The sequence below is a fragment of the Microcoleus sp. PH2017_28_MFU_U_A genome (assembly GCF_020738035.1).
Lineage (GTDB): Bacteria > Cyanobacteriota > Cyanobacteriia > Cyanobacteriales > Microcoleaceae > Microcoleus.
Window position 1 is genome coordinate 63,166 of the sequence record NZ_JAEQCX010000056.1, and the last position, 15,619, is coordinate 78,784.

At 43.8% G+C, this 15,619-nt stretch carries 8 protein-coding genes; all 8 read right to left on the reverse strand.

Going from position 1 to position 15,619, the window contains the following annotated elements; genetic code table 11:
• Positions 1 to 35: 35 nt before the first annotated feature.
• Positions 36 to 1,127: a chemotaxis-specific protein-glutamate methyltransferase CheB gene (cheB, locus tag JGK14_RS14120; protein WP_293181668.1), complete on the reverse strand. Its 1,092-nt coding sequence runs from the start codon at positions 1,125 to 1,127 to the stop codon at positions 36 to 38.
• Between the two features lie 166 nt (positions 1,128 to 1,293).
• Positions 1,294 to 4,140, reverse strand: coding sequence for a hybrid sensor histidine kinase/response regulator (locus JGK14_RS14125; RefSeq protein ID WP_442921450.1), 2,847 nt, complete (start codon positions 4,138 to 4,140; stop codon positions 1,294 to 1,296).
• Between the two features lie 59 nt (positions 4,141 to 4,199).
• Positions 4,200 to 6,083, reverse strand: a complete 1,884-nt coding sequence (locus tag JGK14_RS14130; protein ID WP_325315198.1) for a methyl-accepting chemotaxis protein — start codon at positions 6,081 to 6,083, stop codon at positions 4,200 to 4,202.
• Positions 6,084 to 6,154: 71 nt separating this feature from the next.
• Complete coding sequence (locus JGK14_RS14135; protein WP_325315199.1) at positions 6,155 to 7,945, reverse strand: methyl-accepting chemotaxis protein; 1,791 nt, start codon at positions 7,943 to 7,945, stop codon at positions 6,155 to 6,157.
• A gap of 284 nt (positions 7,946 to 8,229) precedes the next feature.
• The gene (locus JGK14_RS14140) at positions 8,230 to 9,690 is read right to left on the reverse strand and encodes a methyl-accepting chemotaxis protein (protein ID WP_293205225.1); all 1,461 of its coding nucleotides are present in this window, start codon (positions 9,688 to 9,690) and stop codon (positions 8,230 to 8,232) included.
• Positions 9,691 to 10,066: 376 nt separating this feature from the next.
• The gene (locus JGK14_RS14145; RefSeq protein WP_293205228.1) at positions 10,067 to 11,185 is read right to left on the reverse strand and encodes a chemotaxis protein CheW; all 1,119 of its coding nucleotides are present in this window, start codon (positions 11,183 to 11,185) and stop codon (positions 10,067 to 10,069) included.
• 248 nt (positions 11,186 to 11,433) lie between these two features.
• On the reverse strand, positions 11,434 to 13,110 hold the full coding sequence (locus JGK14_RS14150) for a CheR family methyltransferase (RefSeq protein ID WP_293181624.1): 1,677 nt from the start codon (positions 13,108 to 13,110) through the stop codon (positions 11,434 to 11,436).
• A gap of 610 nt (positions 13,111 to 13,720) precedes the next feature.
• A complete protein-coding gene (locus JGK14_RS14155) occupies positions 13,721 to 15,508 on the reverse strand; it encodes a R3H domain-containing nucleic acid-binding protein (protein ID WP_293181626.1) in 1,788 nt (595 codons plus the stop codon).
• Positions 15,509 to 15,619: the final 111 nt, after the last annotated feature.

Genomic DNA, 15,619 nt, shown 5'->3' on the forward strand with positions numbered 1-15,619 from the left:
CCTTACGTCCGATCTGCTATATTCTCCCGCTTGTCCTAAACTTTTAATTTCGCCAACAGTAAAGGAGCGATCGCACTGACGGGTAAAACGTGCTGGGCCGCACCGAGGGCGATCGCCTCTTTTGGCATTCCAAACACAACACAACTAGCCTCATTTTGAGCAATAGTCAAACCGCCGGCTTGGGCGATCGCCAACATACCCTCAGCACCATCTCGCCCCATTCCTGTTAGCAACACTCCCGCAGCCCCGCGACCATAAAAACTAGCAACTGACTTAAATGTTACCGTTACAGAGGGGCAATGTCCCGCTTCACGAGCAGCTTCAGAATAAATAAAACGCCCTTGAGCATCCAATTCTAAATGACGTTTTTCTGGCGGGAAATAAACAATCCCAGCTTGTGGAAATTCCCCAAAACCCGCTATTTTCACCGGCAGTTTAGATTCAAAACCCAACCAGTCAACCAATCCTTGCAAAAATCCTTCACTGATATGCTGGATGCAAATCACCGGTACTGGCAAATTAGCCGGAAACTTAGAAATAATCGAGTGTAGCGCTTGCGGCCCGCCTGTAGACGCGCCAACAGCCAATAACTTAATAGTTTGAGAATTGAGATTTTTGCTAGATAATTGGTAATTATGAATTGGTAATTGATAATTTTTTTTGCTTGGGCGACCCTCGGCTGTTTCGATTCCTCCAAGCCTTTGATGTCGCGTAAATACTTTAACTCCCGACAACACTTTAACTTTAGCGATTAATTCATTCCCCAGGCGATCGTAATCAGACGCCAACCCGCCAATGGGTTTCGGAAAAACATCTAATGCACCTGCTTTCATTAATTCAAATACATTTTGAGTATCCTTTGCTTGTACAGAAGCACTAATTATTAAAATTGGTCGCGGGTATTTTTTCATCACTTCCCGCGTGAACTCTAACCCGTTCATTTGTGCCATATTCAAATCCGTACAGATGACTTCCGGTTGAAGTTTCGGGATTAATTCTAGGGCTTCTAACCCGTTAGAAGCCGTTCCGACAACCTGGATTTCTGGCGAAGCATCCAAAATGCGCTTGAGAACGATCGTAGCTACTGGGGAATCTTCTACTAACAATACTTTAATGGGCGACAACATCATACCATTTTAGATTTTAGATTTTAGATTTTTTTAGGTAATGGGTAATGGGTAATGGGTAATGGGTAATGGGTAATGGGTAATGGGTAATGGGTAATGGGTAATTCTCCCCCTCTTCCCCTGTCCCCCTCTCCCCCTGTCCCCCTCTTCCCTTCCCCTCTGACAATCAAACTAACCTTTTCAAAGTCTCGATTAATACATCTTGATTGAAAGTACCTTTAGGAATATAAGCATTAGCGCCAGCATCAGCTCCTCTTTTTCTATCTTCATCAGACGCCAAAGATGTGACCAAAATAATCGGTAACTCACTGTATTCTTTTAGCTGACGAATTTTAATAGTCAGTCCCAAGCCGTCCAAATTAGGCATTTGTACGTCAGAAATCAGAGCATCAAAATAGCGAGTTTTTAATTTATTGAAAGCATCCAACCCGTCCACTGCTGTCACCACTTCATAACCTGCACCTTCCAGAATGCGCTTTTCTTGAGTGCGGGTAGCGATCGAATCTTCTGCTAAAAGTATAACTTGTTTTCGGCTGACTGTCTCAATTGGCGATCGGGCACCCCCAACCCCACCCAACAAAACTTGCTTGCGTACAGATTTTATCAAATCGTGGGGATTGAGCACCATACAAACTTCCCCCGTCCCCAGAATCGTTGCACCAGAAACGTTTCGCACCCGTTTTAGCAATTGACTTTGAGGTTTAATCACCACATCCTGTTCGTCAATCAAAGCATCTATAAATAATCCCAATCTTTCCTCCCCAACTTTCAAAACAATACAAGGCATTTTCCGAGAATTATGATTCACCGATTCTACCTCTGTATTTCTCTTGAATTCTCTCCAACTTTCCTGTCTCCACTCCCGATTATTGTGCAACCAATCTGTATCATTTAATTCTAGTAAATCTGCCAAATAAGCAACTGACAAAGGCTGAGAGTCTAAAATCACCGTCGCCTTGCTTTCGAGAGAAAAAACATCCGAAGAGCGGACTAATATTGCAGTTTCAATAAACTCGACTGGCAGCGCATAAGCAATACCATCAACCGCTAATATTAATACATTAGCAGTAGCTAAAGACGTACTTAGTTGCAGGCGAAAAGTGCATCCTTTCCCGAGATCTGATTCAACTTGAATGCGACCTTTTAATGCTTCAACATTAGTCCTAACTACATCCAAACCTACCCCTCTTCCAGAGATTTCAGTAACAAATGTTCTGGTTGAAAAACCCGCAGCAAAAATCAGCGATTGAATTTGGCTTTCTGTCATCACCGCCAGTTCTTCCGGCGTGCAGATGTTGCGTTTGACAGCAGTTTGTTTAATGCGATCGAGATTCAGCCCCCGACCATCATCAGCAACTTCAATAATAATATTGCTAGCAGTATGGTAGCCTTTAATTCGGAGAGTAGCTGCGGGATGCTTGCCGAGCTTTTCGCGATCGGCTGGCGTCTCAATTCCGTGATCTATCGCATTCCGAATCAGGTGCATTAAAGGGTCTTTCATTTCTTCTAGAATGCGTTTGTCAGCTCGAGTTTCCCCACCTTCAATGACTAATTTAACCTCTTTCCCTTCCCGCTTAGCCAAGTCTCTAACTGCTCGTGGAAATAGATTAAAAATAGTAGACAAAGGCAGCAGTCTGAGAGTGCGAATTCCTGATTCCAACTCTTCCGCAATTAATTCGAGTCTTGCAGTATCTTCATCAACTCGATTTTTCAATCTATTTACTAGAGTTCCCAGACGTTCTAAACGTTCTTCTGTACGCTGGTAATAATTCTGTAACTGTATGATGAGGGCATTTTGTTGAAAAGCATTTTTGTCCGATTCTATCTGATGAAAAGCCAAGCGATTTATAAAAGCTTCTCTGCTCCAACTTTCCCACAAATTTGTCAGTTTTTCGATATCAGCAAGTCGGTGTACTAACCGAGTTTTTGTAACAGTAAGTTCACCAGCTTGAGTCATTAAATCGTCTAAATTTTTGGTAGCAACGCGAATTGTTTCGATGCGGTAAGACGAACTTGAAGAACTGCTAACAGCGGGTTGGGAAGCCGATGCAGTAGCGGGGGCAGAAGCCCCACGCAAGTTGTGAGATTGGAGCAACAATTCTTGCTCGGATTGTAGAGTCGAAAAAGAATAATTTTTATCTAAATTAGTGGCGGAATAAGTTTCACTATTTGTTTCGGGTTCCGCAGTAGACGAATCAATAAGTTGCGTTTGTATAAATTCTTCTTCTGGTACCTTTGAAGATTCTGGATCTGCTATGGGGACGGCGGGCAGGGGCTTGTTAGAAGCACCCATCATGCTAGCGAGCACGTAAAAAGTATTGACACCGGAATCTTGACCAGTCACGGCTTCGTCAACGAGTTTGCGGATGGCGTCTAAACCTTGCGAAAGTCGATCGCTAATTTCTGAAGTTAGTTGAGTCTCTCCCCGCTTGACACCTCCCAAAATATGCTCTATTTGATGAGCTAAAGATGCTACATTTTTTACCGCCAACATCCCAGCATCGCCTTTAAGAGAATGAGTTTCCCGCAGCAATTCTTCTAACTTAGCTGAGTCCCCGGGGTGTTGTTCCAAGTACAGCAATCCATCGTCTAGTTTCTGCAAGTGTTCTTCACTAGCAATTTTAAATACATCTCGAAGTTCTTCATCTTCAATTATCATAGGTGTTTGTGGTAATGGGTAATGGGTAATTGGTAATTGGTAATGGGTAATTGGTAATTGGTAATGGGTAATTGGTAATTGGTAATTGGTAATTGGGAATTGGTAATTGGTAATTGGTAATTGGTAATTGGTAATTGGTAATTGGTAATTGGTAATTGGTAATTGGGAATTGGTAATTGGTAATTGGATTGGTAATTGGTAATTGGTAATTGGTAATTGGTAATTGGTAATTGGTAATTGGGAATTGGGAATTGGGAATTGGTAATTGGTAATTGGTAATTGGTAATTGGGAATTGGTAATTGGTAATTAGGAATTAGGAATTGGTAATTGGTCATCCATCGGTAATTAGTCATCGGTAATCGGTAATTTTATCCTTGACATCCGTTACACAATCCGTTGCCTAACTTCCTTCTTACACTATAGACTTAAGAGTTAAAGCAGCTTCATTAAGTTTTTGAGTGCCTACTTTGACTTGAGTAATGCCGCTGATAGTTTGAGATGCAGTGCGGTTGAGAGAGTTCATTTCATCACCTACTTGCCCGATCGCGATCGCCTGCTGTTTAATATTCAAAGAAATTTGTTGATTGCTAGCAAACACCAGATTGCAAGCTTCCCGAACCCCCGTAAAAGCTTCTGCTGTATCCTGCGCTGTTTTCACCCCTGCCGCGACTGTTTTGCGGCTTTCTTCCGTTGCTTTCACCGTCGAGTCGATCGCGCCCTTAATTTCTGGAATAATACCATTAATCTTTTGCGCCGCTTGTTGGCTTTCATCTGCTAATTTACGGATCTCGCTGGCTACCACCGCAAAACCTTTGCCATACTCACCAGCCCTGACAGCTTCCACAGCCGCGTTAAGAGCCAGCATATTTGTCTGAGTGGCTAAATCGCTAACTAAATTTGCCAAAGTCGAGATATTGCCAATCTGACTTGTGCTATCCCCCAGGCGCTGATTTTGCTGAGAAATTGCTGCCACAGCTTGTCTAAGACTCAGCATTTGATTGAGAGTTTCTTCAACTTTTTGAGTTCCTTCTTGCGCGAGGGTTAAAGCTTGGCGAGCGGCGACGGCAACAGCCTCAGCTTGCTCGGCTGTCTCCCGAGAAGATATGCCCAATTGTTCTAAGGTTGCAGTTGTTTCATTGACTGACAGAAATTGCTGGCCGACGACTTGCTCCTGCTCATTCATATTAGATAATATTTGCATAGAGAATGACGATATTTGATAGATCAATCCTCGAATCAGCTTAATTAGTTGTCGCAGCACCAAAAATCCTAATCCCAGAACAGTACCCAGGGACAATACAGCAATAAAAGTAGCTATTTTTTTAAGAATAAAAATAGAAGCAAACAGCGAATATTTAGGTGCTTGATTCACAATCACAATAAATTTGTTGTTGTTTTCTTTACTAAGAAAAACTGTATCATAGCTAATCACTCGATCGCCGAGGTCAATATTGCCTTTGCCACCAGAAAGTATTTGTGTCACTATCTCTGCCACATAATCTTTTTGGACATTTTCATTCGTTTTTGTTTCATAACCCCATTCTTTTTTAGAAGTGGGATGGTAGATGTAGCTACCATCTTGATTTAACATAAAACCTTTCTCTGAATTATCATGATTCATGTTTTTAACTATATCAATCAGATTCTTTCCCAAAGAATTGGCAATCAAAATGCCTTTTCTTTCTCCTTTGGTATTAAAAACAGGAGTGGCGTGACGAATGGTTGGCTTGTAAGGAATTTCTATTTTACCGCGCTCCTGATTGAGATTGAATTGAGACACATAAATTTCGCCCGGTTTTAGCTTCATAGTTAAGTAAAAGTAATCCCTATGAGCCTGATTTTGTAGTTCTGAAGTTGGAACTATTTTGAGCGTTTGGCCGTCAGAATTTACGCGCACGAGTTCGTTGCCATTCTCATCTATATAACGCAATTGCATATAAGATTGCTTAATTGCCATCATTGATGCAAATGTGATTTGCATTCGATCGACCCAATTTTGATAAGTTGAATTAGTTTCTTTGTCTGCTCCATTTCCATCTCTAGCTTTAATTATTCCTTGAAGAGCAGGAGATTTGCTGAAGAATAAAACATCGTAACTGATATTTTCTAGTTTGTTGACTATTTGCTCTCCGCTGGATGTGACACTTTCAGTAAGATTAGTTAAGGCTAAGGTTTGGAGTGCTGCTTCGGAAGAGGAAATTCCATACCAGCCAACAAGAGATACTGGAATCAAGGTACTTAAAATTAAAAGCAGTAGCAGTCGGTTTTGAATTTTTCTGAAAAATTTATTAATCATGGGGAGTGGCTAATTGCTAATTGGTAATCGATAATCGCTAATCAGTAATAAATAAATCTTACTTCCTTCAACTACACTGCTGATTTGAGATTTTGGGCTGCTTGGTTTAGTTGAACAATGCCGAGTTTGACTTGAGAAATACTGGCGGCAGTTTCTTGAGTGGCGAGGTGAAGAGAGTTGACGGATTCAACTACATCCTGAATGGCGATCGCCTGGTTTTTCGATGTGACGGAAATTTGTTTGCTGTTTGCAGCAATGCGATCGATCGCCCTGGCAACCCCAGCAAATGCGTCTGCGGTTTTTCGGGCAATTTTTACTCCATTTTCTACAGTTTTTGTGCCGTCATCCGTCACTGTTGCTGTCAAAGTAATAGCTTTCTGGATTTCTGCAACTAAAGCATTGATGTTGCTAGCAGATTCCTTGCTGCGATCGGCTAATTTGCGAATCTCGCTAGCAACAACAGCAAATCCTTTACCGCTTTCACCGGCTCTAACTGCTTCGACAGCAGCGTTAAGGGCGAGCATATTTGTTTGGTTGGCTAAATCGCTGACTAAACTGGATATATTGCCAATGCGATCGGTTTGCTCGCTTAAATGCAAAATTTGTTTTTGAATTGCTCCGACATTTTCTGTCAAAGTTGCCATTTCTTTCAAGGTATTATCTACTGCTTGACTGCCTCCTGCTGCAAGTTTAAGAGCTTGGACTGCCCCAAAAGCGGCAGCTTCGGCTTCGGAGGCACAAGCTTTGCTTGATTCGCTCAATTCGTTCATTGTAGTCGCAGTGCGATCGACAGCAGATAGTTGTTGGCTGGCGATGCGCTTCTGCTGTTCGATGGTGACAGCAATTTGGGACGAAGAAGAGGCGATCGCCCGTACAATGTGATTAACCGAGCGAGTAGTTCGACTCGCTAAAAAAATTGCGATCGCGCTAACAACAGCAGCAGTGCACCCAACTCCTGATATCAAAGTATACAGTAACTCTTGTTGGGGAGCAAATACATCTTTTGTATCGTTAGCAATAATCACGCTCCAGCCCAATTCTGGCATATTTTCTAAGGCTTCAATAGGAGCATAAGTAAGCAATTGCTTAGCTCCATCAATGCGATCGATATCTATGGCACTGTCAATTTTTTTGTTAGCTTGCATTTTGGCAAAAACACTAAAATCTGAGGCTGCATCTCTGCCGATCTGCTCAGCTTCTGTTGCCGAAAAAAACTTGCCATTGCCATCAATTAAATGGAATTCCTCTTTTTTTAATCCTTCAGAACTTCTGGTTAGCTTGTTTTGTGTTTCCTTAAAAGTCTGCTCTAAATAAGTTATGGGCGTGCGAGTCCTGATGACGGCGATAGTTTCGTTAGTATTGACATCCACAACCGGAGCCGCCGTAAAAATGGCATATTTGCCGTCTGTTGACTTTATAGGCTGCATAATTACAGCCTGATTAGTTTTTGTTACTTCCTGAAAATAGTCCCGCTTTCCCAAATCTACAATTTTTTCTCCACGGGATTGCAAAATAGTATTTCCCTTGAGATCGGCGACTGCAATGCTGTCGTAGCCTTCGTCTTCTTCTATATATTTATCTAACATGGCTTCCTTTTGAATGGTTGAAGTCGTTTGACTGACTCTGGGGTCGTTAAGTATGCTTAATCTTGCTAGTTGCTTGATATCTTGGTAGCGTTCTAACATAAAATTGCTGACTTCATTGGCAGTAGCGAGCGCCCGCGTTTCTTGATAATTAATTACATAGCTAGTGATACTTTGATTGGCTAAGAAAAAAGTTATTGCCCCAGTTAAAATTACGGGAATTGTTCCGAGGGCGATCGCAAAAACAATCGCTTTAATTCTTAAAGACATTTTTTTCATTGGTTTTTCATAATTATTAATGACTCATACCATTTGAGACTTGAGATTTTAGATGGGTGCATCTGGTTTTTGAAGAGGGCGAAGCATGACCGCATATAAGTTATTAGTTGTAATCCCATATTTTCTGCGGTCATGCTTCGCCCCTACGGATATATTCGCCTTGCGTGAGATGCACCGTTTTAGATTTTAGATTGAATAATTGGGATTGACTAATGAGTATCGGGGCTGAGAATACAGACTTACTGTTTAATTTTGTTTTCAAACTATCAGAACTTATAACTATGCTAAACAACTGCTTTTAAATCTAAAGCAGCTTCATTCAATTTTTGAGTGCCAATTTTAGTTTGAGTGATACCGCAAGCTGTTTGTGCTGCTGCTTGGTTGAGAGAGTTCATCGCTTCCACCACTTGTTCGATCGCGATTGCTTGCTGTTTGGCATTCAGCGAAATTTGCTGAGAACTCAAAACTACGTTGTTAATTGCATCAGCTACTCCAGCAAATGCTGCGGCAGTTTCCTCCGCAATATTTACGCCAGATTCTACCGTTTTAGTTCCTTCGTCTGTCACCATGACTGTTGAGTTGATCGCGCGCTGAATATCGGCGACTAAGAGATTTATTTGTGCGGCAGATTTTTTACTGCGATCGGCAAGTTTGCGAATTTCTGACGCGACAACTCCGAACCCTTTGCCGTGTTCGCCGGCTCGCACTGCTTCGACAGCCGCATTTAGTGCTAACATATTAGTCTGATTTGCTAAGTCGCTAACTACGGTTGAGATATTGCCAATGCGATCGGTTTGCTCGCTCAACTGCATAATTTGTCCTTGCATATCCTGCACTTTTGTTTTCAGTATTGCCATTGCTTCTAAGGTTTGTTCCACAGCTTTTGTACCGCCACCAGCTAAAGTTAAAGCTTGCATTGCTTGACTTGCGGCAGTTTCTATCTGCTGTGAAGTCGCCCTAGAAGATGCACCCAATTCGTCCATTGTTGTAGTAGTTTCATTCACTGAAACTGCTTGCTGGCTTGCCATTCGTTCCTGTTCTTCAACTGTGGCGGCAATCTGGGCGGAGGAACTGGCGATCGAACTAATTGCGCGATCGATAGTTCGAGCAATTCCTGACGAAATCAGCCAAGCAACAGTGGCGCCAAGCAGCAGTAGCAGTATCGAACCAAACACCAGCGTCGATACCAAAAAGCTTAAAGATGCCTTCGTGATTTTAGTTTCTTGCTTAATAATCTTTAATTCTGTTTCCCGAAATTCCCGGTTCAATTCCACGAATTCATTCACAAATTTGGTATACTTGCCTGTATTAAATATAGCGAGGGCTTCGGCTGTCTGATTTTGCTGAAATAAGCGAACTATTTCGTTAGAACCATCATAATATTCTTTGACCAGATCCAACATTCTCCGCAAACGGGCTTTTTGTTCGGAATTTTCAACAATCGGCCCTAGATTGATCCCTGACTGGCGAGCCAAGTCTGCACCTGTTTTAAAATCGTTTAAGAACTGCTGATTTTTATTAATTAAATAGCCGCGCATTCCCCGTACCATTTGCTCCGTACCTACGGACATATTACTTGTTTCTCCGATCACATTTTCTACTCTTTCCACTTTTTTGAAAGTCTCAAAAACCTGACTCGTAGTAACGAGAACTAAGACTGGCAACCCTAAATAAATAGCTGCTGGCGCTAGATATCCGACGAGCATCTTGTTTCTAATATTTAGTTTTTTAATGGATAAAAACATATTTTTGCGTTAATTTAAGATAGCATTTGCGTTACTAAGGTTGCGATCCTGCGATAGTGGTTGGGAGTCCGGCGTTGGCAACGGAAATGGGCCAGCCACTTCTGGGACTGATGCCGTCCAGTGACAGTAGAAAATAGTATCATAGCAAATTCTGTTCTCTTACTCTCTTTTCTTTAGTTTCGGGTGGCGCTGACATCGTTTTTGCAGGTGCGATTCCGATTTGGCCTTCAACAGTTGACAGTTGACAGTTGACAGTTGACAGTTTGAGAGCGACCTCTACCTAGAAGGAAGAGGATTGGAGTAATGAATAGTCGGATTTTAGTTTCTCCCGATCGGGGAGAGGCTTTCAAACAATTCTTTATGGTAAAATCTTTCTTCAAACCTCCTCATCAACAGCAACTCCTCCTTTTGTTAATAGTTTCTGCAAGTTCAGAACAGCGATAAGTTTTTCCTCGTAAAAAGCGGTGCCTCGAAGATATTCGCGGTTGGCCGAATTTAGTGCAGCAGGAATAGTCGCAATTTCTGCCACATTTAAATGTATAATATCTAAGATTTCGTCAACGACTATACCGGCGACCAAATCTTCAATTTCAACAACGATCGCCTTTGAGAGAGATTTTGTGTCGCCTGACATATTTAAAACATTCCGAATGTCCACTAGCGTCAGAATCTCGCCCCGCAAATTCATGTTGCCAATAATGCGATCGGGAGTGCAAGGAATTGGAGTTACTTGGCGAATGTCAGTGAATTCGCGCACTACGCCTAGGTTAATACCAAAGTATTCGTTGTTTAAAACAACTACGGCGAGGGACATATCAATTGCTGCGGAATTTTCGCGATCGCCCTGCTGCCTCAAATTCTGGGCCCTATCTCGAAAAATCGCCTTTTCTTGGGCTGTAGCATTCGGACAAAAAACATGAATTTTGGCCAAAACTTTAGTATCTTCCACTAACAATTTTGGCTCTATTTCTAACTGCAAATTGGCGGTTTCTAGGTTGCCGGATGCCGCTGACAGTCCTGCATCGCTTGCAGACACTGGGATTTGGGCTTCTGTTTTGTCGGGAGAATATCGAATTAGCCGATCGAGATCCAGCAGCATAATCATATCGGCCCCGCAGCGGGCAAATCCAGCTAAAAAATGATGGGGGGCTTCTGGGTTGTCTCGCCCGTAAGATAGCTGGGGAGTTATGGCATCTGCGGGGATCTGCTTAACTTCGTTAACTCGATCGACAATGATGACAAGTCGAATTTCTTGCCATTCTATGACGATCGCACTATCTGTGACAGAATAGTCCTGCCAAACGTACCCAAAACGGAGATTTAGATCCATCACGGGCAGAATGGATCCTCTAAGATCGATCGCCCCAACAATATCTTGAGGCGCTTCGGCGATCGGTGTCAACTCCGGGAGAAAGAAAATTTCTCTAACGCAGCCGACTTCTACGCCGCACAGCAAACCGTTATGTTCAAATATAAGATACGGCTTAGTTTCCATATTAATTCTGACAATTTATCTAGTAAGACTTGCAAAAAACACATGGTTTATGCGATCGGATTCGGTTGGGTGCATCTGGGTTTGTCAAATATGTTTGTAGGGGCGAAGCATGACCGTAGTCAATATAGGATTATAACTAATAACTTATATGCGGTCATGCTTCTTCAGGCTTCAAAATTGAGATGCACCCATTCGGTTTGGCAGCGACACACCCACAAAAAACCAGGTTTTTAGATTTTCCCAGTGCGTCAGTTTTTTTGGCTGTACAATTTTACCAATTTTTTTTGAACATCAATCAATACTTGACTCGCTGTCATTTTTCCCTGTTGCTCGATCGGAGTATTGGGCGGCAGTTGTTTGAGAATATCGCAAGATGACTTGTACATTTTAATAGCTATATTTAGCTTACCTTCTTTATGGTATATATTCCCGAATTCGAGATAAGCTGAAACAAAAGATGGGCAAAGATAAATAACTTTTCTTAAATATATTTTAGCGGTTTCCAAGTCGTCCTGTTCTTCAGCAATCTGAGCTTGCAAATAATAAGGAAATACTGACATAGTATCTAGCTTACTAGCTCGCTTGCAGTATTCTACCGCCTGAGAATACTGGCCTAAATTTGCATAAATTTGAGCGAGCAAATAATCAGCTTCAAAATTTTGAGATTGCAGGTGGAGCGCCTGTTTTGCTTTATCAATTGCCTCAAAATAAGCTTTATTTTTTAAACAAGCTTTTGCCTCTAATATAAGCATCTGAGGCGTTTTGCTATCAGCTTTTTCGGCTGCGATTTTTGGGGATAAACTAGATATCTTCTTGTTCGCCAGATCGCCCTCTAAATAGCGACTTCGCAGCATCTTTCCCAGCCCGGTACCTGCTGTTAACAGCGACAGCGACCCGACATCCCCAAAATTGCCGTTAGCAAAACTAGCTGGCACCGTTTCCCCTTTCCTCGGTAGCAACTGACCGCTATGGTCGCCCAATTCCAATTTATTTCCCGATTCCCCAAACGCCGATTTTGTTTTAGATTCTGGTACAATCAAAGACTTTTTTTTACCTGGTTCCTCCTCTAGGACATTCTTGGCTTGATAAACAACCGACTCCGGGAAACTCTTTGGTTGAAAATCGTTCATCACGTGACTGTGAATTTCAGCGTGACCAGTCATTAAATATCCTCCAGGTCTTAGCGTTTTGGCAAACTTTTTCAATACCTGTGAAATATACTGAGCTTCAAAATAAACAAAAACATTTCGGCATAATATCAAATCCATGTTATGAAGATCTGTGTAAATATTAGGAAAATTATCTGTCACTAAATTTACAGATCTAAAGCTGACAAATTGGCGCAAGTTCTGGTCTATTTCCCAATCGGTTTTCCGCTGAGAGAAATATCGATTTTGCAGTTCCCGGTCAACTAAGCGAAAAGACCAAGGGCTATAAATTCCTCGCTGGGCTTTTTCTATTGCTGCTTGATTGATATCAGTACCTAAAATTAAAATTTTCCATTTGTCCCAATCAGGAATTAGTTGTTTTAAAATAATAAGTAAAGAATAAGGTTCTTCACCAGTCGAGCAGCCAGCACTCCAGATTCGCAGTCTTGGCTTAATTCCCAATGTCTCGTGCAATTTTATTTTGCGTGCGATTAATTCCGGCAAAATCACTTTTTCTAGGAGCGAAAACTGTCCTTTGTCCCGCATGAAATAACTTTCGTTGGTTGTCAGCAGCAAGGTTAGTTCCTGCCATTCATTTTGACTTTCCGGACTCGAAGCGGCTAAGATTTGATAATATTTGTCGGGAAATGCTATTTTTAAAGCTTTCATTCGAGTCAAAATTTTTCGAGACAAACCCGATCGATCTTGCGGGCGAATTTGTAAACCCGTGTGAGCGGCAATTAATTCAATAAATAGCTGAATTTCTGCATCATTCATGTCAACTCTGGTAAATATAGCCTTTCTCAGAAAGATGAGGTACTATCGGGCATCGGGCATCGGGCATCGGGCATAGGGCATCGGGCATAGGGCATCGGGCATAGGGCATCGGGCATCGGGCATAGGGCATAGGGCATCGGGCATCGGGCATACCTCATTTTTTTGATAACCGCTTTATGTTTATTTATAATCTGTTATTATAGGGGGTTGGGAATTAGTCAGTAGTCATTAGTCATCAGTCATTAGTCATCATTGGGAATTGGAAATTGGGGGTTGGAAATTGGGAATTAGTCAGTAGTCATTAGTCATCATTGAGGGTTGGGAATTGGGGGTTGGAAATTGGGAATTAGCCCGATCGCACTCACACACAAAAATCACAGCAACGGAAATAATATCACGTGCGGTCGATATACCAGAAGATTCTGGTCTACGCAGTGTACCACGCTACCAGAATCATGGTTAATTGAGCCCGCTTGAGATCGAAGGCAGCAGGTAGAAAACAGACAGCAGCATGAAAAAAATTCGGCCGTTTGCCTTCTACTTGCTGCCTTCAAGGGGTAAGGTGCGCCCCGCGCACCCTACATGATGCCGATTCTAGATATAGGGCTGTTCACGCTGGAAAAATCCGCAGGCGGCGGTTGGGTTCTTCCCCAAAACTGTGGGATTTCAGGTGATAGTGTTCCACAAGTTCGTGCTGCATTTTGCGGACATTGGGAGAACGGGGTAGAAGTTCCACCGGCTGTCCCTTGGGAATGACAATTTGCTCGACTGCCAAGCGGGTTTCTTCGAGAGCTTCGAGCTCGTCAGAAGTACCGCTGCGGGCGAATAAGGCGAGGTCTGCCACTTCCGGGGTGCCCGGGTCGTCCATGTCCAACAGGCGCCGCAAAGCTCTCGCTACGTGGGGAATAGTCCCAGCTTTGATTGTGTGCAGGGGAACTTGGCGAGTTTTGGCCAAGTGCCTCAATTTTGACTGGTTCCGCACGTTCGATCGCAAAGCCAACACCACGTCAGCACTTTCAATATCCTTAGTCAACTGCACCGGCAGGTTCAGGGTGGAAATCACCTGTTCGAGCTGGTGGCGAGCTATGCCGTAAGGATAAACGTGGAGGGGCAAATCTTCGCCGTTAGGGCCGACATTCTGGGAATAACGACCCCGTTGCTGCGGTACAGGTTCCACGGACAGGGATTCTTCGAGGAGTTGCTCGAAATACCGAGTCTCAGGAAGTACCGGCGCGCTGTTAGCAGCGGTAGCAGCAGCGAATTTCTCGTTTTGAGGGGGCATCGGCACCATTTTCCCGGCACTCCGCCACCCAGAAATCGGCGTGACGGGCCGCATTGCTGATACCGCAGCGGGGCCTGAGGCGGAAGCTGGCATCCCTGGAAACCGGACGGGGGGAGATGCTGACTCGCGCTCGATCGTGACTTCTCCGCTGTCGCTGACGCTTCTGATTTGCTGGTTCGGTTCGCGTCCCCGCAGCAGGCTGTCGATCGAATCTGAGACTCGTTCGTGGATTACCCAGCGCTGGCGTTCGAGCATTTCGATCGCAATTTCAAAAGTTGGCGGTGATTTGCGTTCCAAAACTGTCTTTTGAGAACCGCGGCGCCGGGCCTCGTCATCTCCCAGCGTCACCGCTTGGATGCCCCCGATTAAGTCGGCCAGAGTCGGATTTTTCATCAAGTTTTCGATCCGGTTCCCGTGGGCGGTACCGACCAATTGCACGCCCCTTTCCGCGATCGTCCGAGCGGCCAAAGCTTCTAATTCCGTGCCGATTTCGTCAATCACGATCACTTCCGGCATATGGTTTTCCACTGCTTCGATCATGACTTGGTGCTGGAGTTCGGGACGCGAAACTTGCATTCTGCGAGCTCTGCCGATCGCCGGATGCGGGATATCTCCATCTCCAGCAATTTCGTTGGAGGTGTCGATGATTACCACCCGTTTTTCCAAGTCATCGGCGAGGACGCGGGCGATTTCCCGCAAAGCCGTAGTTTTGCCAACTCCGGGGCGGCCGAGCATCAAAATTGATTGACCGGTTTCCACTAAATCGCGGATAATGCCGATCGTCCCGAACACAGCGCGGCCCACCCTCAAAGTCAAGCCGATAATCTCGCCGCTGCGGTTGCGAAGGGCGCTAATTCGGTGCAGGGTTTGCTCGATACCGGCTCGATTGTCGCCGCCGAAGCTGCCGACTCGATCGATACAATAGCTGAGGTCTGCTTTGGAAACTGGTGTTTGGGAAAGAGGTTCGGCCAAGGATGGAAAACGAGCTTCTGGTAGACGGCCCAAATCCATCACAACCTCAATGAGATTGTTGCGCTGCGGGTGCTGCTCTAAGGGCTGCCGGATCTCATCTGGCACGATGTCTAATAGTCTGCTGAGGTCGTCTGTAATCTGCATTCGCCTCGGTGTGTTCGGTTCAGTGGACAGTGGACAGTGGACAGTGGACAGTTGACAGTTGACAGTGGACAGTGGACAGTTGACAGTTGACAGTTGACAGTTGACAGTTCG